19 protein-coding genes are annotated in these 19,359 nt (G+C 61.4%); 15 read left to right on the top strand and 4 right to left on the bottom strand.

Features of this window, described 5'->3' with window-relative positions; genetic code table 11:
* Positions 1-2 precede the first annotated feature (2 nt).
* The 6 genes from CN673_RS06860 to CN673_RS06835 all read left to right on the top strand — a co-directional run bounded on the left by CN673_RS06860 (position 3) and on the right by CN673_RS06835 (position 6,667).
* Entirely contained in the window at positions 3-2,291 is a 2,289-nt protein-coding gene (locus CN673_RS06860; RefSeq protein WP_245409824.1) for a putative bifunctional diguanylate cyclase/phosphodiesterase, read from the top strand.
* Between the two features lie 155 nt (positions 2,292-2,446).
* Positions 2,447-3,193 (top strand): N-acyl amino acid synthase FeeM domain-containing protein, encoded by a 747-nt coding sequence (locus CN673_RS06855; protein ID WP_099865653.1) that lies wholly within the window; start codon positions 2,447-2,449, stop codon positions 3,191-3,193.
* Positions 3,194-3,303: 110 nt separating this feature from the next.
* On the top strand, positions 3,304-3,528 hold the full coding sequence (locus CN673_RS06850) for an aa3-type cytochrome c oxidase subunit IV (RefSeq protein ID WP_099865469.1): 225 nt from the start codon (positions 3,304-3,306) through the stop codon (positions 3,526-3,528).
* A gap of 93 nt (positions 3,529-3,621) precedes the next feature.
* Positions 3,622-4,842 (top strand): Re/Si-specific NAD(P)(+) transhydrogenase subunit alpha, encoded by a 1,221-nt coding sequence (locus tag CN673_RS06845; RefSeq protein ID WP_099865468.1) that lies wholly within the window; start codon positions 3,622-3,624, stop codon positions 4,840-4,842.
* A complete protein-coding gene (locus CN673_RS06840) occupies positions 4,842-5,255 on the top strand; it encodes an NAD(P) transhydrogenase subunit alpha part 2 (protein WP_099865467.1) in 414 nt (137 codons plus the stop codon). Before CN673_RS06845 ends, CN673_RS06840 begins: the two co-directional genes overlap by 1 nt.
* Positions 5,256-5,266: 11 nt before the next feature.
* On the top strand, positions 5,267-6,667 hold the full coding sequence (locus tag CN673_RS06835; RefSeq protein ID WP_099865466.1) for an NAD(P)(+) transhydrogenase (Re/Si-specific) subunit beta: 1,401 nt from the start codon (positions 5,267-5,269) through the stop codon (positions 6,665-6,667).
* Between the two features lie 199 nt (positions 6,668-6,866).
* Here CN673_RS06835 and CN673_RS06830 read toward each other — a convergent pair whose 3' ends face one another.
* Together CN673_RS06830 and rpsU are read right to left on the bottom strand one after the other, a co-directional pair.
* Positions 6,867-7,682, bottom strand: coding sequence for a tetratricopeptide repeat protein (locus CN673_RS06830; RefSeq protein WP_099865652.1), 816 nt, complete (start codon positions 7,680-7,682; stop codon positions 6,867-6,869).
* A 203-nt stretch (positions 7,683-7,885) separates the two neighbouring features.
* The gene (gene rpsU, locus CN673_RS06825) at positions 7,886-8,116 is read right to left on the bottom strand and encodes a 30S ribosomal protein S21 (RefSeq protein WP_099865651.1); all 231 of its coding nucleotides are present in this window, start codon (positions 8,114-8,116) and stop codon (positions 7,886-7,888) included.
* 351 nt (positions 8,117-8,467) lie between these two features.
* Between rpsU and CN673_RS06820 the strand changes: the two genes are divergently transcribed.
* The 5 genes from CN673_RS06820 to queF are packed head-to-tail and all read left to right on the top strand — an operon-like array spanning position 8,468 to position 14,102.
* The gene (locus CN673_RS06820) at positions 8,468-9,721 is read left to right on the top strand and encodes a sarcosine oxidase subunit beta family protein (RefSeq protein ID WP_099865465.1); all 1,254 of its coding nucleotides are present in this window, start codon (positions 8,468-8,470) and stop codon (positions 9,719-9,721) included.
* 21 nt (positions 9,722-9,742) lie between these two features.
* Positions 9,743-10,054 carry a sarcosine oxidase subunit delta gene (locus CN673_RS06815; protein ID WP_099865464.1) on the top strand — a complete coding sequence of 104 codons (312 nt, stop codon included), beginning with the start codon at positions 9,743-9,745 and terminating at the stop codon, positions 10,052-10,054.
* A 14-nt stretch (positions 10,055-10,068) separates the two neighbouring features.
* Positions 10,069-13,080, top strand: a complete 3,012-nt coding sequence (locus CN673_RS06810) for a sarcosine oxidase subunit alpha (protein ID WP_099865463.1) — start codon at positions 10,069-10,071, stop codon at positions 13,078-13,080.
* Positions 13,073-13,642, top strand: a complete 570-nt coding sequence (locus CN673_RS06805) for a sarcosine oxidase subunit gamma (RefSeq protein WP_370853009.1) — start codon at positions 13,073-13,075, stop codon at positions 13,640-13,642. Before CN673_RS06810 ends, CN673_RS06805 begins: the two co-directional genes overlap by 8 nt.
* 1 nt (position 13,643) lies before the next feature.
* Positions 13,644-14,102 carry a preQ(1) synthase gene (gene queF, locus CN673_RS06800; protein ID WP_198585917.1) on the top strand — a complete coding sequence of 153 codons (459 nt, stop codon included), beginning with the start codon at positions 13,644-13,646 and terminating at the stop codon, positions 14,100-14,102.
* On the opposite strand, the gene CN673_RS06795 is transcribed toward queF, so the two are convergent.
* Both CN673_RS06795 and CN673_RS06790 read right to left on the bottom strand, forming a co-directional pair.
* Complete coding sequence (locus CN673_RS06795; protein ID WP_099865461.1) at positions 14,103-14,591, bottom strand: MaoC family dehydratase; 489 nt, start codon at positions 14,589-14,591, stop codon at positions 14,103-14,105.
* 61 nt (positions 14,592-14,652) lie between these two features.
* Positions 14,653-15,402 (bottom strand): IclR family transcriptional regulator, encoded by a 750-nt coding sequence (locus tag CN673_RS06790; protein ID WP_099865460.1) that lies wholly within the window; start codon positions 15,400-15,402, stop codon positions 14,653-14,655.
* A 140-nt stretch (positions 15,403-15,542) separates the two neighbouring features.
* Here CN673_RS06790 and CN673_RS06785 point away from each other — a divergent pair, with 140 nt between their 5' ends.
* From CN673_RS06785 to CN673_RS06770, 4 genes are all read left to right on the top strand, one after another.
* Positions 15,543-16,298, top strand: coding sequence for an ABC transporter ATP-binding protein (locus tag CN673_RS06785; protein ID WP_099865459.1), 756 nt, complete (start codon positions 15,543-15,545; stop codon positions 16,296-16,298).
* The gene (locus CN673_RS06780) at positions 16,291-17,049 is read left to right on the top strand and encodes an ABC transporter ATP-binding protein (protein ID WP_099865458.1); all 759 of its coding nucleotides are present in this window, start codon (positions 16,291-16,293) and stop codon (positions 17,047-17,049) included. The genes CN673_RS06785 and CN673_RS06780 overlap by 8 nt, the downstream gene beginning before the upstream one ends.
* 40 nt (positions 17,050-17,089) lie before the next feature.
* Positions 17,090-18,358, top strand: a complete 1,269-nt coding sequence (locus CN673_RS06775; protein ID WP_099865457.1) for an ABC transporter substrate-binding protein — start codon at positions 17,090-17,092, stop codon at positions 18,356-18,358.
* Between the two features lie 77 nt (positions 18,359-18,435).
* Entirely contained in the window at positions 18,436-19,323 is an 888-nt protein-coding gene (locus CN673_RS06770; protein ID WP_099865456.1) for a branched-chain amino acid ABC transporter permease, read from the top strand.
* Positions 19,324-19,359: the final 36 nt, after the last annotated feature.

Raw genomic sequence — 19,359 nt, 5'->3', positions numbered from 1 at the left:
TCGTGCGCTCGCTCTATGCCAATCGACGCACGATCGCGGCGGGCGTCGTGGTCCACATCATGACCGCGCTGGCAATCTACGCCAAAGTCGGTGATCCCTTTTATCTGTTTGCCGCCCTTGCCTTTTTCATCGTCGGCAGCGGTCGCCTGGTGCTGATGCGATCATTCGACCGCGTCGAACTCGATGGCGCCCCGCGCGCGACGATCTGGAACTGGGAACGACGTTCGATCTACGGCACCGCCGCCGTATCGCTCGTTCTCGGTCTGCAGTCTGCCTATAGCGTCTCGGTGACGGAAGATGCATTCGCGGAAATCGCAAGCATCAGCATCACCATGGCCTCGATGATCTCCGTGGTCGGCCGCAACTATGGCTCCAAGCTCACCGTCGATATCATGTCGACGCTGCAGTTCGCCCCGCTCGGTATCGGGTTTTTCATGGCGGGTGACCCTTTCAAGGCCATTCTTGCCTTCTTCCTTGTCCCGCTGGTCCTGACCACCCGGTCCATGGCCAACGGCGTTCGCAGCTTTCTGTATCAGACGGTTCTGGGCAAGCGTGAGATCTCGATCATGGCCGAGCGCTTCGATACTGCGCTCAACAACATGTCGCACGGTCTCGTCATGCTCGACAACGAGCGTCGCATCATCGTGGCCAATCGGAACGCGGCCAGGCTGCTCAATCTTGGCTCGTCCGATGATGTGCGCGACCGAACGCTCGGCAGCCTTCTGCGCCTCGCGGTCAAGAAGCGGGCGCTCGACCGCACCCTGTCGGAGCAGATCGTCAACACGATCGAGGAACTTTGCGCCGGCCGCCGCTCGCGTGCGTTGGTCAAGGTCTCGGACGAACTGCACCTGGAATTTTCGGCACGTCGGCGCCGCGACAATTCCGGCGTGGTGCTGATCTTCGAAAACGTCACGGCACGCATCAAGGCCGACGAGAAGATCAACTATCTCGCGCGCTTTGACAGCCTCACCGGGATGCCCAACCGCTACCACTTCGCTGATCTCGTTCGCAACGAGATGTCGGTCATGGATGGCGCAGAGATGGTCGCGCTCGTCGTCCTCGACGTCGATGATTTCAAGCATGTGAACGACACGCTCGGCCATGTCGCGGGCGACCGGTTGCTCTGCGAATTGTCGGCGCGCCTAAAGGCCGTCGATCCCGAGCGCATCATCGCCTCGCGCTTCGGCGGCGATGAATTCGTGCTGCTGGTTCGCGATGTCGATACGTCCGAAGACGTGTCGGCGGTGATGGGCCGGGTCTTCGATGCACTCTGCGGCGTCTATTCGGTGCAGGGCAACCGTCTGTTTGCCAGCGTCAGTGCGGGTCTGGTGCTGTCGCGCCGATCCGGCTTCGTCCTTGACGAATTGCAGATCAAGGCTGACCTCGCCCTGCATGAATCGAAGAAGCGTGACAAGAACACATGGACCGTCTTTGCCGACTCCATGGACGAAAAGTACCGCATGCGCCAGCTCCTCAAGAAGGATTTGCGCGAGGCGATCGAGAGGCGCGCGCTGTCGCTGGTCTACCAGCCGATGTTCTCTGCCGATGGACTGCGGATTGCTCGCTGTGAGGCGCTATCGCGCTGGGAACACAAGACGCACGGCCCGGTCTCTCCTGGCGAATATATCCCGCTCGCCGAAGAGATGGGTATCGTGCCGCTGATCACCGAATTCATGCTCGAGGTGGCCTGCAAGGATTGCGCAAGCTGGCCCGGCGGCCTCGGCGTTTCGGTCAATCTATCAGCGCTCGACCTTCGCAACCGTGACATCATCAAGCTCGTCACCAACGCACTCGACCAGTCCGGTCTCGATCCGCGGCGGTTGGAAGTGGAAGTGACCGAGAGCGCATTCGTCGAAGATGCGGTGACGGCGCGCAATGTTCTCAACGAACTTCGTGCCATCGGATTGACGATCGCGATCGATGATTTCGGGACGGGTTATTCCAATCTTTCCTATCTCAACAGCCTTCCCGTCACGAAGGTCAAGGTGGATCGCTCCTTCGTGCGCGATGTCACCAACAGCGCCAAGAACTTCAAGTTGCTGAGCGGCATCGTGCATCTTGCCCGCGAGATGGATCTTTCGGTGACGATCGAGGGCGTTGAAACTGAAGAGCAACTGCGTATGGTCTGTGCGACGGGCCATGTCGACCTGATCCAAGGCTTCATTTTCGGCAAGCCGCTGCCTCAGAACAGCATCGCTGATTTGGCCGCCAAGTCCTTCATTTCCGGCGAGAACCAGCCTCAGGTGCACCGCGCTTCTGCTGCGCAGAGCGGCGCCCGCCGCAATCCCTGAGCCACTTTCCTCCCGGCTCACAGCGCCCTCTCCGGGCGCTTTCGCATTTTAACCATAACGAATGTTTAATGCATCCGCATTGCTACCTGTCGTTGCTCTTTTGCGGCATTTGAGTACAATTTTACTCAATGGCCGAATATCAGGGGGCGCCGGATATGGATCAGGCATTGCGTTCACGCGTCGAATGGGCGGAAAAATACCTCTCCATCATGGATGATATCGAGTATCGCCGGGTGGAAAGCGCCGAAGACCTGGAGGAAGTTGGCCGTCTTCGGGCGCTCTCGTACCGAACCCATAACGTGATGGACCGGGACGGGCCGATCATCGACGAGATCGATTTTCACAGCCATGCCCACGTCTTCGCCATTTATTATCGCGAGCGACTGATCAGCACGATCCGGCTGCACCATCTTGTCGGCGAGCATCGCCATGGCACGGCCTACGATATCTTCTCAGATGTGCTGGATCCTCTGCTCGACCAGGGAATGACCTTCATCGACCCCGTTCGGCATGCGAGCGACCCGGAAACGATGGGCGAGTTGCCGATGCCCTACATTACATTGCGCCTCGCGACGATGGCGTCCAAGTATTTCGAGGTGAACTACTGTCTCGCTTCGATACGCCAGGCGCATCACGCGTTCTACCGCCGGACCTTCGGGGCCACGCAGATCGCCGAGGCGCGCGCGCATGAGGGCATCTGCGATCCGAACTCGCTTTTTGCCTCGAATATTGCCCTCATGTACGACCGCGTGGTGCAACGCTATCCCTTCTTCAATTCCGAGCCGCGCGAGCGCGAGAAGCTGTTCGCGCCTGCTGCGGCGCTGAAATCGGTGCCGTTGACGATCCGGCCAACGGCACGCCGCTTGTTCGAAACGGAACTGGCGAGAACCGTCGCAGCCTGATCCGCGCCGCCCGGGCGGGACACCGCGTCGCAATGGCCGTCGTCAGCATTGCTCTTGCGGTACGGTTTGTGTATTCCGGGCGGCACTAAGCCAGTGTGGAGAGCCTGCCCATGTCAGAAGAAAAATCCGGTCCCCTCGAGATGGGCGCCGAGATGGATTACGCCGAGCACGAGAAGACCTATTCGTTCTTTCTCGGTGCCGCCAAGTGGGGCACGCTGTTCTGCGTAGCATTGCTCATCGCCATGGCGTTTGGATTCTTCACCACTGCCGGTTTCTTTTCGGCAACGGTGCTCTTCATCCTTCTGTGCGCCGGCGGCTTCTACCTCATGAAATAGACTTCCGCACCTCACCGCTTTCGCATCTCTTCGGAGCATGGCGCCAGCAGGTGAGACCGGTGTTCTGTTGGGCGCGAATTGAGGGAGAGTAGCGTGGCCAAGACTATTTTCATCGCCAAGGAAACTGCCGAGGGCGAGAGCCGCGTTGCGGGCTCGCCGGACAGCATCAAGAAACTGGCCGGACTTGGCTTCGACGTGGTCGTTGAAGCCGGCGCCGGCGCCGGGTCCAGGATTCCCGACGAGGCGTTCGAGCAGGCCGGCGCCCGGATCGGGCAGGCAGGCGATGCCGCCGCAGCCGATGTCGTGCTGAAGGTCCGCCGTCCCGCGAGCGGGGAGCTTTCGGGGTACAAAAAGGGCGCGCTCGTCGTCGCCATTATGGATCCCTACGGCAACGAGACGGCGATCAAGGAAATGGCCGACAAGGGCGTCACCGCCTTTGCCATGGAACTGATGCCGCGAATCACTCGCGCGCAGTCGATGGATGTTCTTTCGTCGCAGGCGAACCTTGCCGGTTATCAGGCGGTGATCGACGCCGCGCACACCTTCGACCGGGCAATGCCGATGATGATGACGGCAGCGGGTACCGTGCCTGCGGCCAAGGTCTTCGTCATGGGTGCCGGCGTCGCGGGTCTTCAGGCGATCGCTACGGCAAAGCGCCTCGGCGCAGCCGTTTCGGCGACCGACGTGCGCCCTGCCGCCAAAGAGCAGGTGGCCTCCCTCGGCGGCAAGTTCGTTGCCGTCGAGAACGACGAATTCAAGGAAGCCGAGGCTGCCGGCGGGTACGCCAAGGAGATGTCGAAGGAGTATCAGGCAGAGCAGGCGGAACTCGTGGCCGAGCACATTGCCAAGCAGGATATCGTCATCACCACTGCCCTCATTCCCGGCCGCCCCGCTCCGCGCCTCGTCACCCGCGAGATGCTGAAATCCATGAAGCCCGGCTCGATCGTCGTCGATCTGGCTGTCGAACGCGGCGGCAATGTTGAGGGTGCGGAAGCCGGCAAGATTGCCGAAGTCGAAGGCGTCAGGGTCATCGGCTACAATAATGTTCCGGGTCGCATCGCAGCCAGCGCATCGCTGCTCTATGCCAAGAACCTTCTGACATTCCTCCAGACGATGGCAAAGGACGGCGAGGTCACGATCGATTTCGACGATGAGATCGTCAAGCAGACGGCGCTGACCCATGACGGTCGTGTGGTTCACCCGAAATTCGGCGGGGCAGAGCCCGAAACGCCGAAAGACGAGCCATCCACACCGGCAAACGTCGGGCAAGAGACCGCGCCGTCCACCGCCGATGAACAAAAGGGAGAGGCGTGATGGCAAGCCCGGAACTCGAACAAGCCTTGGAGCAGCTGCAGCGCGCCACCGATGGCGTGCGCGACGCGGCAAGCGGCGGAATGGCCGAGGCGGCGGGTGCTGCCGCCCATGGCATCTCTGGCGGTGCGATAGACCCGTTTATCTTCCAACTGGCGATCTTCGTGCTTGCGATTTTCGTTGGGTATTATGTCGTCTGGTCGGTGACCCCGGCGCTGCACACGCCCCTCATGTCGGTCACCAACGCGATCTCGTCCGTCATCGTGGTCGGAGCGCTGCTCGCGGTCGGTATTTCGTCCAGTGGCCTGGCCACCGGGTTCGGCTTCGTGGCCCTTGTGCTTGCCTCGGTGAACATCTTTGGCGGTTTCCTCGTCACCCAGCGCATGCTCGCCATGTACAAGAAAAAAGAAAAGTGAGGGGCTGATCGATGTCTGTAAATATTTCAGCCTTCTTCTACCTGGTCTCGGCGGTGCTGTTCATCCTGGCGCTGCGTGGACTTTCTCATCCGACGACAAGCCGTCAGGGCAACCTTTACGGCATTATCGGCATGGGGATTGCGATTCTCACGACGCTGATCCTTGCCGGCCCTTCGTTCGGCGGCTTCCTGTTGATTGTCGCCGGACTTGCGATCGGCGGTGGCGCGGGTGCCGTGATCGCCAAGCGCATTCCGATGACGGCGATGCCGCAGCTGGTTGCGGCGTTCCATTCGCTGGTCGGTCTTGCCGCCGTGCTCGTCGCCGCGGCAGCGCTTTATGCGCCGTCGTCATTCGGCATCGGAATGATCGGATCGATTCCGGCGACGGCGTTGATCGAAATGTCGCTTGGTGTCGCGATCGGCGCGATCACCTTCACCGGTTCGATCATCGCTTTTCTGAAGCTTGATGGCCGTATGTCGGGAAAGCCGATCATGCTGCCGGGACGCCATGCCCTGAATGCCGGGCTTGCGGCGGCCATCGTGGTTCTCATCGCGATCCTGGTTGGCACCGAGAGCCATTTCGTCTTCTGGCTGATCGTCATTGCGGCGCTGGCGCTCGGTGTGCTGATCATCATTCCGATCGGTGGCGCCGACATGCCGGTCGTCGTTTCGATGCTCAATTCCTATTCCGGCTGGGCCGCAGCCGGCATTGGCTTCACGCTCGGCAATCTTGCACTGATCGTCACCGGCGCGCTTGTCGGCTCTTCGGGTGCCATCCTCAGCTACATCATGTGCAAGGGCATGAACCGCTCCTTCGTCTCCGTCATTCTTGGCGGCTTTGGCGGCGAACAGGCAGCTGCGAGCGACGACGACATCGATCGCACGATCAAGCAGGGTTCGGCCGATGATGCAGCGTTCCTGATGTCGAATGCCTCCAAGGTCATCATTGTGCCGGGGTACGGCATGGCTGTAGCGCAGGCCCAGCATGCGCTGCGTGAAATGGCCGATACGCTGAAGGAAAAGGGCGTTGAGGTGAAGTATGCGATCCACCCCGTGGCGGGTCGCATGCCTGGCCACATGAACGTTCTGCTCGCGGAAGCAAATGTGCCTTATGACGAGGTCTTCGAGCTGGAAGACATCAATTCGGAGTTCTCGCAGGCGGATGTCGCCTATGTCATCGGCGCCAACGACGTGACGAACCCCGCCGCACGCGACGATCCGTCTTCGCCCATCTACGGCATGCCGATCCTCGACGTCGACAAGGCGAAGACCTGCCTGTTCGTGAAGCGTTCGCTTGGCTCGGGCTATGCCGGCATCGACAACACGCTGTTCTACAAGGACGGCACCATGATGCTGCTCGCCGATGCGAAGAAGATGACGGAAGACATCGTCAAGGCGCTGGAAGAGCACTGAGGCGATTAGTCTGGCCAGACGTGATGGAGGGCGGTGAGGGAAGCTTCGCCGCCCTTTTCCGTGCCCAGGCGGCTCGGTGAGGCGCAAGGTCCGGGGGCTGAACGGTTCTCTGAAGCCACAAAAAAAGCGCCCGACATGAAAGATGTCGGGCGCCCGGTAGTGTCCGCCAATGATCGCTCGATCGGCGAGGAATAGAGGCTCAGGCCGCGCTGCCACGCGTGCGCGCAAGGCCGTCCTTGGCCGGCTGGTAGTTTGGATCAAGCTGTGCCGCACGCGCGTAGGATTTGGCCGCACGTGCCATTTCGCCACGTTGTTCGTAGATCAGCGCCTGATTGGCCCACGACTCCGCCACCTGGTCGTCGAGCTGGATCGCGCGATTGAAATCGGTGAACGCATTGTCGGAATCGCCCGCGGCGAAATAGGAAAGACCCCGGCCATTATAAGGTGCCGGCGAGCGCGGCGAGATTGCGATCGATTTCGAGAAATCGTCGATCGCCGCGGCATGATTGCCACGCTGCTGGTGGATGAGCCCACGATTGTGATAGGCGCGCGGATCGTTGGTTTCGAGCTGGATCGCGCGATTGTAGTCGTTGAAAGCGGCATCCAGCGAACCGGCCTGGCGGTAGATGTTGCCGCGGCCGATATAAGCCGCGTCGTAGTTCGGGTTCAGTTGAAGCGCCTGATTATAATCGGCGATCGCCTGTTCACGATTGCCCATGTTGCGGTGAATCAGCGCGCGATTTGCGTAGGCCTGGAAAAAGCGCGGATTAAGCGCGATCGCCTGATCGAAGTCGTTGATCGCCTGCTGGAACTGCCCCGAACGTCCATAGGCCGATCCGCGAACATTGTAGCCTTCCGGATCGCGCGGGTTGTTTTGAATGACGGAGGTGAGCGAGGCGATGTTCTGCTCGCTGCCGGATGCGGCGTCGATCCGCAACGTATCCGCATTCGGAACGGCTGACTGGCAGGCCGAGAGCACGAGCCCCGCGGCCAGCAGGACAGCCGGCGTGGCCATGCGTGTCGAAAAAGCCGCCGTGGCGCTGAGGTCGATCGTCTTGCGCAATGTCCGAAATCCCTGTCGTTGGTCGTTATCGTTGGTGCGGTCCGATTGCCTCGGCGGACTGTAGCGCCAGGCACCGGAAAAAACAAAGGCGGGTGCGATGGAATCGCGCCCGCCCCTTGATGATCTGAAATAGCGCCGAAATATCGGCAATGACTCTATCGAGCCGCGCTTGCCCGGCCGCCGATGAGGCCTTCGCGCTGTGCGCGCTTGCGGGCCAGCTTGCGCACGCGGCGAACGGCTTCTGCCTTCTCGCGTGCGCGCTTCTGCGAGGGCTTCTCGTAGAAGTCTCGCATCTTCATTTCCCGGAAGATGCCTTCACGCTGCATCTTCTTCTTCAGCGCGCGGAGCGCCTGATCGACGTTGTTATCGCGGACTAGAACCTGCACGTTTATCCCGTTCCTTAAGCGTTGGTTGCAGACGGCGGCCAATTTCCCGCCGGACATAATTATACGGTCGCTCAGCGGTCCGCCGCGCGATTGGCCGGCTTGTTAACAGAATCATGGGTTGAAGTCTAGGCCAAAGTCGCCGCGAAAGCCCAGTATACGCGGCTTCACGGCGGTTGCATCGAGGGCTGGGACGATGCCATCAATTTGCGCCGGTCCTGATGTCACGTTACGCGTCGTGATAAGTCGCAAAGGGACAACTGTCGTGGCCGGGCATTTGACATGGCTGTCAAGGTTGCCTAGCGCCCGTCCGCTGAGAGCGACACATAGAATCGGGATGAACCGGGAGCTTCCATGCGCAAATATTCCGTCTTCGCGATAGCCCGCGAGGCCATGCGCGGCCACAATGGCTGGGAGAAGCAATGGTCCTCGCCAGAACCGCGCTCATCCTATGATGTCGTGATTGTGGGAGCGGGGGGCCATGGGCTCGGAACCGCCTACTATCTCGCCAGGGAGCACGGCATCCGCAATGTTGCCGTCATCGAAAAGGGATGGCTCGGCGGTGGCAATACCGGACGCAACACGACGATCATCCGGTCCAACTATCTCTACGACGAAAGCGCCGGCCTTTATAACCATGCGCTCAATCTCTGGCAGGATCTGTCGCAGGAACTGAACTACAACGTCATGTATTCCGCCCGCGGCGTGATGATGTTGCAGCACAATGTTCATGACGTTCAATCCGCCAAGCGGCATGTCCATTCGAACCGGCTCAATGGTGTCGACAACGAATGGCTGGAGCCTGAGGAGGCGAAGGCGTTTTGCCCGCCGCTGAACATATCTCAGTCGGCGCGCTATCCGGTCATGGGCGCCGCCCTTCAGAGACGGGGCGGGGTCGCCCGTCACGATGCCGTCGCCTGGGGCTATGCGCGCGCCGCATCCGACATGGGCGTGCACATCATCCAGAACTGCGAGGTGACCGGCATTCGGCGGGGTCCGAACGGCGAGGTCAAGGGCGTCGACACGGCGCGCGGCTTCATCGGCGCCAAGAAGGTCGGCGTCGTTGCTGCCGGCCATACCTCCGTCCTGATGGACATGGCAGGCGTCCACATGCCGCTCGAAAGCTTTCCGTTGCAGGCGCTCGTTTCCGAGCCCGTCAAGCCAATCTTCCCCTGTGTCGTCATGTCGAACACGGTGCATGCCTATATTTCGCAGTCGGACAAGGGCGAACTCGTCATCGGCGCGGGCACGGACCAGTACACGTCCTATTCGCAGACCGGCGGCCTTCACATCATACAGCACACCCTGGATGCCATCTGCGAGATGTTCCCGATATTCACGCGCATGAAGATGCTGCGCTCCTGGGGAGGCATCGTCGACGTCACGCCTGACCGTTCGCCGATCCTGGCAAAAACCCCGGTGAAAGGTCTTTACGTCAACTGCGGTTGGGGAACGGGCGGCTTCAAGGCGACACCGGGATCGGCGCATGTGTTCGCCCACACCATCGCCAACGATGCGCCGCACAAGATCAATGAGAATTTCACGCTTGAACGCTTCCGCACCGGCCGGCTGATCGACGAGGCCGCCGCCGCCGCCGTTGCGCACTGAATGTGAAAAAGGGCTGAAAGAATGCTTCTGATCCACTGTCCTTACTGCGCGGAAGAAAGACCGGAGATCGAGTTCCGCCACGCCGGCGAGGCGCATATTGCACGACCGGACGCCATGGCTGACCTCTCGGAGGAGGCCTTTCAGGGCTATTTCTTCATCCGCGACAATAGGAAAGGCGAGGTCTTCGAGCGCTGGCGGCACATCCATGGTTGCGGGCGCTTTTTCAACGCCGTCAGAAACACGATCACCGACAAGTTTCTGGCAACCTACGAAGCCGGCAAGCCCAAACCGGACCTCGACGCTCTCAAGGCGCAGAAAGGAACGTCGGCATGAGCGCACCGCATCGCATGACGTCGGGCGCGAACAGGGTCGCCGGCGCCGGACGGCTGACACCAGCCAGAACCGCACGCTTTACCTTTGACGGCAAGCAGTTGACCGCGCTCGAAGGTGACACGCTCGCCTCCGCCCTTCTTGCCAACGGCATTCATCTCATGGGCCGTTCGTTCAAGTATCACCGGCCCCGCGGCGTGCTCTCGGCCGGGGCGGAAGAGCCCAACGCGCTGATGGGCGTCTCGCGCGATGCGGCACGCTACCAGCCGAATGTGCGCGCTTCCGTTCAGGAGGTCTTCGATGGAATGCGGGCCAATTCGCAAAACCGCTGGCCATCCCTTGCCTTCGATGTGGGAGCTGTCAATGACGCGTTGTCGCCGTTTCTGGCTGCCGGCTTCTACTACAAGACCTTCATGTGGCCGCGGGCGGCCTGGGAACGGCTATACGAACCCAATATCCGTGCTGCCGCCGGCCTCGGCGTTGCGCCGACCGAGCCCGATCCGGACCGTTACGCATCGCGCTACGCGCACTGCGACGTGCTCGTCGTCGGCGGGGGCGTCGCCGGACTCTCCGCCGCGCTTGCCGCCGCCGAAAGCGGCGTCAGCGTCATCCTTTGCGACGAGCAGGCAGAGATGGGCGGTGCCCTGCATCACGAGGTGGGCATCTCGATCAACGGTGAAGACGGCTTCGAATGGGCACAGAAGACGGCCCGGCGTCTGGCCTTCATGGACAATGTGGAAGTTCTCACCCGGACCACGGCGTTTGGATACTATGCGCAGAATTTTGTCGGCCTCACCGAGCGGGTAACCGATCACCTTGCGTCCCCGCGCAGTGATCAGCCGCGCGAGCGGCTCTGGCAGGTCCGTGCGCGCCGCGTGATCCTGGCGACAGGCGCGATCGAGCGGCATATGGTCTTTCCCGACAACGACCGGCCGGGGATCATGCTGGCATCTGCCGCGCGCACGTTCCTCAACCACTACGGCGTCGCCGTCGGCTCGAAGGTCGGGGTTTATGCGGCCTGCGACAGCGCCTATGAGGCCGCGTTCGACCTGAAGCGTGCGGGGATAGAGATACCCGTGATCGTCGACACCCGCGACGGACCGGGCGAGGGGCTGCTGTCGGCTGCCGCCGATCTCGGCATCGAGGTGCTGACGCGCCACGGTGTCATCGCAACCGGCGGCCGGCTGCGCGTGTCGTCGATCAGGGTGCGTCCCATCGGTTCGAGCGATGGGGGCCGAAAGATCGCCGTCGATGCGCTCATCATGTCGGCCGGCTGGACCCCGGCCATCCATCTCTTTTCCCAGTCGCGTGGCAAGGTCACCTGGGACGCGGAGAACAGCCGGTTTCTGCCGGGCGCCTATGCGCAGGACTGTCTTTCGATCGGCGCATGCAACGGAACGGCGGGCCTGCAGGAAATCGTCGAGGAGGCGCTTGCATCCGGCGAGCTGATGGCGCGGGCGACCGGTGCTGAGGATGTCCCCAAGCTTTCCGTTGCCGTGGAAAGCCGTGCGGAAGGTCGCAGTCAATGGACCAGTGGGATGGCCGGCGCGGGCGAGGGGGCCGGGGCCGACTCTGCGGCGAAAGCATTCGTCGATTTCCAGAATGACGTGACGGCGAAGGACATCAGGCTTGCCGTGCGAGAGGGCATGCACTCCATCGAGCACGTCAAGCGCTTCACCACCAACGGCATGGCGACAGACCAGGGCAAGACCTCCAACATGCACGGGCTGGCGATCGCCGCCGAGACGCTTGGCAAATCGATCCCGGAAGTCGGCCTGACAACGTTCCGCGCGCCTTATACGCCCGTTACTTTCGGCGCAATCGTCGGCCACAGCCGCGGCGCGCTCTTCGATCCGGTCCGGAAAACCGCGCTTCACGAATGCTGGGAGACGAACGGCGCGATTTTCGAGGATGTCGGCCAGTGGAAGCGTGCCTGGTACTTTCCGCGCGTCGGAGAGGATATGCACCAGGCGGTCGCCCGCGAATGCCGCACCGTGCGCGAAACGGCGGGGCTGTTCGACGCCTCGACCCTCGGCAAGATCGAAGTCGTCGGCCCTGATGCGGCGAAATTCCTCGATCTGATGTATACCAATGCCTGGTCCAGTCTTGCGCCTGGGCGCTCGAAATACGGCGTCATGCTGCGCGAGGATGGCTACATCTATGACGATGGTGTCGTTGGTCGTCTCGCCGAGGACCGCTTCCATGTGACCACCACGACGGGTGGTGCACCGCGTGTGCTGCATCACATGGAGGACTATCTGCAGACGGAATTTCCGGATCTCGACGTCTGGCTCACCTCGATCACCGAGCAGTGGGCCGTCATCGCCGTCCAGGGTCCGAAGGCGCGTGAGATCATCGCGCCGTTCGTGGAAGGCATCGACATGTCGGACGAGGCGATGCCGCACATGTCGGTGCGCGAAGGCGTGATCTGCGGTGTCCCCACACGGCTTTTCCGCATGTCGTTCACCGGAGAGCGCGGTTTCGAGGTCAACGTGCCGGCCGACTATGCGCGCTCGGTCTTCGAGGCATTGTGGGAGCGCGCCGAGGCGATGGGCGCCTGTCTCTATGGCACGGAGACGATGCACGTGCTGCGCGCCGAAAAGGGCTACATCATTGTCGGGCAGGATACCGATGGCACAGTGACCCCGCACGATGCGGGCCTTTCATGGGCGATTTCTAAGAAGAAGCCGGATTTCGTCGGGATTGCCGGCTTGAGGCGGTCGGATCTCGTCCGCACCGATCGCAAGCAACTCGTTGGTCTGACGACGAAGGACCCCAGGATTGTTCTGGATGAGGGCGCCCAGATCGTGGCCGACCCCAACGAGAAGATACCCATGACCATGCTTGGCCATGTCACCTCGTCCTATTGGTCGGACAATTGCGGACGATCCATCGCGCTTGCCGTCGTGGCGGGTGGTCGCGAGCGCATCGGCCAGACGCTCTATGTTCCCATGCCCGATCGCACCATCGAGGTCGAGGTGACGTCCACCGTGTTCTTCGACAAGGAAGGAGGAAGGCTCAATGGATAGCCCCGTCGGCATGGAGCGCATTCATCCATTGCAAAACCGGCGCGGCGCATCGGCCCATGTCGGCTTGACGCCTGCACCTCCCGCCATTCGGATCGCGCTGCGCGCGGGCGGGGACGCGCTCTCGGCCCTGTCGATGGCCATAGGGCTCGACCTTCCACGTGCCCCCAAGACAGCAGTCGTGAACGGGGATGGCGACCGGTCGGTGCTTTGGCTCGGGCCAGACGAATGGTTGCTGATCGACGATGGCGAAAATGGCGAGGCGGCCGATCTGCTGGCCAGGCTCGCAGAGACCGGCGTTTTGCATTCCGCCGTCGATGTGTCCCATCGCAACACTGCGATCATGGTTACGGGAGAGGCGGCTGCCTCGGTCCTGGCCGCCGGATGTCCCCAGGATCTCTCGTTGAAGGCCTTTCCCGTCAACGCCTGTTCGCGCACCGTTCTCGGCAAGATCGAAGTCGTCATATGGCGCATGGCCGACGACATGTTCCGCGTGGAGTGCTGGCGCTCCTTCTCCGACTACGCATTCGCCTTCCTGAGCGAGGCGGCAAAGGATGTGCGCTGATATGAACGAGAACTCGACGCTGTCTCTGCTGGGGCACGAGGCGGCTCCGGCCGCAAACCCGGAGGCTGCCACGCTGGAGCGGGTGACCAATCCACACGCCGGTACGCAGTACGTCACACGTTTTACTGTCCCTGAGTTCACGTCGATCTGCCCGGTGACGGGTCAGCCCGACTTCGCGCATCTGGTGATCGATTACATTCCGGGCGATTGGCTGGTGGAATCCAAGTCGCTCAAGCTCTTTCTCACCTCTTTTCGAAACCACGGCGCCTTTCACGAGGATTGCACGGTTTACATCGCCAAGAGGCTCGTCGATCTGCTGCAGCCTGCCTGGCTCAGAATCGGAGGCTACTGGTATCCACGCGGCGGCATCCCGATCGACGTATTCTGGCAGACGGGAAACGCGCCGGAGGGAGCCTGGGTGCCGGATCAGGGTGTTCCGCCCTACCGAGGCCGTGGGTGATCAGGCTGCCGCGGGCTTGTCCTTCGGATCGAACTGGCTGATCGTCAGCCACTCCGCCGTGAGTGCCGCTTTACGCTCGTTTTCGATCTCGACCGTCACGTCATAGGTCGTCATGACCATGTCGTGCCCGCGAAAACGAGCGGCCTTGAGCCGAAACCGGCCACGCACGCGCGCACCGCTCCTGACCGGCGCCATGAAACGGATCTTGTCGAATCCGTAATTGATGCCGAAGGTCTGCTCCGCGATCGTTGGCAGGCAGGCATAGTTCATCGAAGACAGCAGCGAGAGCGTCAGGAAGCCATGCGCGATCGTCCCGCCGAAAGGCGTTTCGGCAGCGGCCCGCCTGGGGTCGACGTGGATGAACTGGTGGTCGTTTGTGGCATTCGCGAACGCATCGATCATCGACTGATCAACCGTGATCCAATCCGACAGCCCGACCTCCTGGCCCACAAGCCCATCGAGATCGACAAGATGCACGGTACGGTTCATGCGTATGCTCCTTGCGCATGGCTTTATCCGAGGAATGAGCGACACCGCAAGTGGCGCGCGGCTACAGGTCGGCATTCTCCATGATCCGCTGCATCCGATCGGCCGCGGCGCGGAGAAGCCGCGCAAGCCGGTGGCGTTGATGGTCCATGCGATAGAGCGGCCCGGCGATGGCAAGGCCGAAACGCCGGGTGCCGTGAACCAGCGGCACCCCGATGCCCATCACGTCGGGCGTGAATTCGGCGCGATCCAGCGTAAAGCCACGTTCCACGGAAACGTCGAGTTCCGCCATCAATCGCGCCGGGTCGGTGAACGTCGTTTCCTGGTGGCGCACGAACTCAATGCTTGACAGCACCTTTTCCCGCTCCGCCCTGTCATAGGAGGTCAGGATCGCCTTGCCGGTGGACGTCGTATAGAGCGGTCGGCGTTCTCCATACCGGGCGAAATAGCGGATGGGCGACGCCGATTCCACGACGTCGATATAGGCGACCTCCGCGCCCTGACGTGCCGCCAACAAAACGGTTTCCCCCGTGTCGGAGGCAAGTCGCTCAAGTTCGTCGTGGATGTTGAGGAGGAAGACGTCGCCCTCCATGATCGCGCTTGCGATCTCGTGGAGGCGCGGAGTTGGATAATACCCGCCGCGCTGGCGTGTTTCATAGATAAGGCCCCGGCGCGAAAGCGTGTCGATCAGGTTGAAAACGCTCGACTTCGGCATGTCCAGCTCAGCCGCGATCGACGTCAGCGTAAGCGGCTGCTTATCTTTAGCAAACAGATCGAGCAGATCCAGTGCTTTATCGAGCTGGCGAATTCGCATCGAGCGCCTCCTGCGTTGTTCATATATATGAACTAAGTTCCTGGCAACTGAATGTTGATTGACAGCTTCGAAGGTGCGCGCTAGCGTCCGTTCAACGATGGAGAGCACAAAGACTCTCGGGGAAATACGGCGGGAGGAACATGACGGACGCCGCTATTCTGTCCGCGAGCGGGCTCACGAAGGAATTCAAGGGCTTCGTCGCGGTCAATAAGGTCGATCTCGCCGTCGAGCGCGGTACGATCCATGCTTTGATAGGTCCAAACGGAGCAGGCAAGACAACCTGCTTCAATTTGCTGACCAAGTTTTTGCAGCCCACTGCTGGCAAGATTACCTACAAGGGGCAGGACATCACCGGCTTGACCCCGGCAGACATCGCGCGCCAGGGCCTCGTCCGCTCGTTCCAGATATCGGCGGTCTTTCCGAACCTCACGGTTCTGGAGAACGTGCGCATCGCGCTGCAGCGCCGGCGCGGGGACTCCTACGATTTCTGGCGGTCTGAATCCGTCCTGCACGAATATGACGACGAGGCGCGTGCTCACATCCAGGATGTCGGCCTCACAGAGTTCTCCAACGAGCGTGCCGCCGAATTGTCCTACGGTCGCAAGCGCGCACTGGAGATCGCCACGACGCTCGCGCTCAACCCGGAGATGCTGTTGCTGGACGAGCCGATGGCCGGCATGGCGCAGGAGGATGTCGAACGCATCTCCGCGCTGATCAAGCGCATCTCGCAAAATCGCACCATCCTAATGGTGGAGCACAATCTTTCGGTCGTTGCCGATCTGTCCGACCGCATAACGGTTCTGGCGCGCGGCGAAGTGCTGGCGGAGGGCGACTACGCGACCGTCTCGAAAGACCCGAAAGTGATTGAAGCTTATATCGGAGCGGGACATGCCTGAAGCGGTGGCGGTGCAGGATCCGACGACGCGGCCAGGCGGGGTTTCCGTGGCGGACCCGCATCTGAGCGTGAAGGGCCTGGAAGGCTGGTACGGTGAGAGCCATGTGTTGCACGGCATCGATTTCGATGTCGCGAAGGGCGAAGTCGTCACGCTTCTCGGGCGAAACGGCGCTGGCAAGACCACCACGCTGAAAGCAGTGATGGGCATCCTGACCAAACGGAAAGGCTCGGTGAGCTTCGAGGGCCAGGAACTGATCGGCCTGCCGGCGCGCAAGATTGCCAGGGCCGGCATCGCCTTCTGCCCGGAGGAGCGTGGCATTTTCTCGACGCTTTCGGTTGAGGAGAACCTTCATCTGCCACCCAAGGTCCGCGAGGGTGGTCTGGGGATCGATCAGATTTTCGAACTCTTCCCCAATCTCAAGGAACGGCTTTCCAGTCAGGGAACGAAGCTTTCGGGCGGCGAACAGCAGATGCTGGCAATCGCCCGGATATTGCGGACTGGCGCCAAGATGCTGCTGCTCGACGAGCCTACGGAGGGGTTGGCTCCCGTGATCGTGCAGCAGATCGGCCAGACGATCGCAAGATTGAAGCGCGAGGGTTTCACCATCGTGCTCGTCGAGCAGAATTTCCGCTTCGCGTCTTCGGTCGCGGATCGGCATTACGTGGTCGAGCAGGGGCGGGTGGTGGACTGCATACCGAACGCCGAGCTCGACGCGAATATCGAAAAGCTTCACGCCTATCTGGGCGTGTGAGGGCAAACCGGCGCGTCAGCGCCTCATTGGGAGGAAAACAATGGTACGACAGTTTGCATTCGCCACATCTGCTCTTGCGGTGCTGGCGGCGGTTCCCGCTCTGGCTCAGGACGCGATCGATGTGAAGATCGGCGTTCTCAACGACCGGTCGGGTATTTATTCGGACATCTCCGGCGAAGGTTCGGTCATCGCCGCGCGCATGGCCGTGGAGGACTTCGGCGCCGAGGAGAAGGGCCTTAACGTCGAAATCCTTTCAGCCGACCACCAGAACAAGCCGGACGTGGCATCGACGGTGACACAGCAGTGGATCGACGAGGAAGGCGTCAACGCCATCGCCGACGTTCCGACTTCGTCCGCGGCGCTTGCGATCAACGAGATCATCCGCAACGAAGACGCCGTGTTTCTCAATTCGGGTGCGGCAACGACGGAACTGACGGGTGGCGCCTGCTCGCCGCATACCGTTCACTGGACCTACGACACCTATGCGCTTGCGCACGGTACCGGTGGCGCAATGGTGCGGGAAGGTGGCGATAGCTGGTTCTTCATCACCGCTGACTACGCCTTCGGCCATCAGCTGGAGAATGACACCACGGCCGTCATCGAAGAGGCGGGCGGCGAGGTTGTCGGATCGGTCCGTCACCCGTTCCCGGGCAGCGACTTTTCTTCATTCCTGCTGCAGGCGCAGGCATCCGGCGCCAAGGTCATCGGTCTGGCCAATGCCGGCGGTGATACGGTCAATGCCATCACGCAGGCGTCGGAATTCGGTATCACCCAGGCCGGCCAGGCATTGGCGGGCCTGCTGATGTTCGTCAACGACGTGCATGCGCTGAGCCTTGAGACCGCGCAGGGGCTTGTTCTCACCGAATCCTTCTATTGGGACTTGAACGACGATACGCGCGCCTGGTCGGAGCGGTACATGGAGGAGGCGGGCGATATGCCGTCGATGGTCCAGGCCGGGGTCTACGGTTCGGTGCTGCATTATCTGAAGGCTGTCGAGCAGGTCGGATCGACCAACGCCGACGAAGTCGTTGCGGCGATGAAGGAGATGCCGACCGACGATCCGCTGTTCGGCCAGGGCGAAGTGCGCGCCGATGGGCGCAAGATGCACGACATGTATCTGTTCCAGGTCAAGACGCCGGAAGAATCGGAAGGCGACTGGGACTACTACAACCTGCTCGCCACCATCCCTGCCGAAGAGGCATTCCGCCCGCTTGACGAGGGTGGTTGCTCGCTGGTCGAGGAAGCCGCTGCCGGCGGTGCCGAAGAACCGGCTGCCGAGGAAGAAGCTGAAGGCGAGGAAGCCAACTAGACCCTCAGCGCAATCCGGACGCCGGGCCTTTTGGTCCGGCGTTCTCTCCCGTCAGACAGAAAAGCCGGTCCTTCGCCATGTTCGAACTGCTGGGCATACCCCCGCAAGCCCTCTTCGGCCAGCTCCTGCTCGGCCTGATCAACGGCGCCTTCTATGCGATGCTCAGTCTCGGCCTGGCCGTGATCTTCGGGCTGTTGAACATCATCAACTTCACCCACGGCGCGCAGTATATGATGGGCGCTTTCGTTACCTGGATGCTGTTGAACTATTTCGGCATCGAATATTGGTATGCGCTGGTTCTGGCGCCGTTGATCGTCGGCGCCACCGGCATCGTCATCGAGCGCCTGATGATCTCGCGCCTGTATCACCTGGATCATCTCTACGGGCTGCTGCTGACCTTCGGTCTCGCGCTGATCATCCAGGGACTGTTCCGTAACGAGTATGGCATTTCGGGCATGTCCTATCGGCCGCCGGAACTTCTTGCCGGAGGCCACAATCTCGGCTTCATGTATCTGCCCAATTCGCGGCTATGGGTCATCATCGCCTCGGTCGTGGTCTGTTTCGGAACGTGGTTCGTGATCGAGAAGACCAAACTGGGTGCCTATCTGCGCGCCGCGACGGAAAATCCGACGCTGGTCGGCGCCTTCGGCATCAACGTGCCGCGGATGATCACCTTGACCTACGGGTTTGGTGTCGCGCTCGCCGCCTTTGCCGGCGTTCTTGCCGCGCCCATCTACTCGGTCAATCCGAACATGGGCGAAAGCCTCATCATTGTCGTGTTCGCCGTCGTCGTCATTGGCGGCATGGGCTCGATCCTGGGGGCGATCATCACCGGCTTCGGCCTCGGCCTGGTGGAAGGTCTGACGCGGGTCTTCTATCCGGAGGGGTCCGCCGTCGTCATCTTCGTCATCATGGCGATCGTGCTGCTGATCAAGCCTGCAGGTCTTTTCGGGAGGGCCGCCTGATGACCACGACCGACACCGTCTCGCACGTCCCCGTCC

Origin of the sequence: Neopararhizobium haloflavum (genome assembly GCF_002750855.1) — a bacterium.
Lineage (GTDB): Bacteria > Pseudomonadota > Alphaproteobacteria > Rhizobiales > Rhizobiaceae > Georhizobium > Georhizobium haloflavum.
The sequence above is the reverse complement of the archived record's forward strand: the minus strand, read 5'-3'. Positions and strand labels throughout refer to the sequence as shown.

Bases quoted from the DNA above. Each gene is read 5' to 3' on its own strand.
- CN673_RS06855 (WP_099865653.1), top strand. From the start codon at position 2,447: ATGGATCAGGCATTGCGTTCACGCGTCGAATGGGCGGAAAAATACCTC.
- CN673_RS06850 (WP_099865469.1), top strand. From the start codon at position 3,304: ATGTCAGAAGAAAAATCCGGTCCCCTCGAGATGGGCGCCGAGATGGAT.
- CN673_RS06840 (WP_099865467.1), top strand. From the start codon at position 4,842: ATGGCAAGCCCGGAACTCGAACAAGCCTTGGAGCAGCTGCAGCGCGCC.
- CN673_RS06835 (WP_099865466.1), top strand. From the start codon at position 5,267: ATGTCTGTAAATATTTCAGCCTTCTTCTACCTGGTCTCGGCGGTGCTG.
- CN673_RS06830 (WP_099865652.1), bottom strand. From the start codon at position 7,682: ATGGCCACGCCGGCTGTCCTGCTGGCCGCGGGGCTCGTGCTCTCGGCC.
- CN673_RS06820 (WP_099865465.1), top strand. From the start codon at position 8,468: ATGCGCAAATATTCCGTCTTCGCGATAGCCCGCGAGGCCATGCGCGGC.
- CN673_RS06815 (WP_099865464.1), top strand. From the start codon at position 9,743: ATGCTTCTGATCCACTGTCCTTACTGCGCGGAAGAAAGACCGGAGATC.
- CN673_RS06810 (WP_099865463.1), top strand. From the start codon at position 10,069: ATGACGTCGGGCGCGAACAGGGTCGCCGGCGCCGGACGGCTGACACCA.
- CN673_RS06805 (WP_370853009.1), top strand. From the start codon at position 13,073: ATGGATAGCCCCGTCGGCATGGAGCGCATTCATCCATTGCAAAACCGG.
- queF (WP_198585917.1), top strand. From the start codon at position 13,644: ATGAACGAGAACTCGACGCTGTCTCTGCTGGGGCACGAGGCGGCTCCG.
- CN673_RS06795 (WP_099865461.1), bottom strand. From the start codon at position 14,591: ATGAACCGTACCGTGCATCTTGTCGATCTCGATGGGCTTGTGGGCCAG.
- CN673_RS06790 (WP_099865460.1), bottom strand. From the start codon at position 15,402: ATGCGAATTCGCCAGCTCGATAAAGCACTGGATCTGCTCGATCTGTTT.
- CN673_RS06785 (WP_099865459.1), top strand. From the start codon at position 15,543: ATGACGGACGCCGCTATTCTGTCCGCGAGCGGGCTCACGAAGGAATTC.
- CN673_RS06780 (WP_099865458.1), top strand. From the start codon at position 16,291: ATGCCTGAAGCGGTGGCGGTGCAGGATCCGACGACGCGGCCAGGCGGG.
- CN673_RS06775 (WP_099865457.1), top strand. From the start codon at position 17,090: ATGGTACGACAGTTTGCATTCGCCACATCTGCTCTTGCGGTGCTGGCG.
- CN673_RS06770 (WP_099865456.1), top strand. From the start codon at position 18,436: ATGTTCGAACTGCTGGGCATACCCCCGCAAGCCCTCTTCGGCCAGCTC.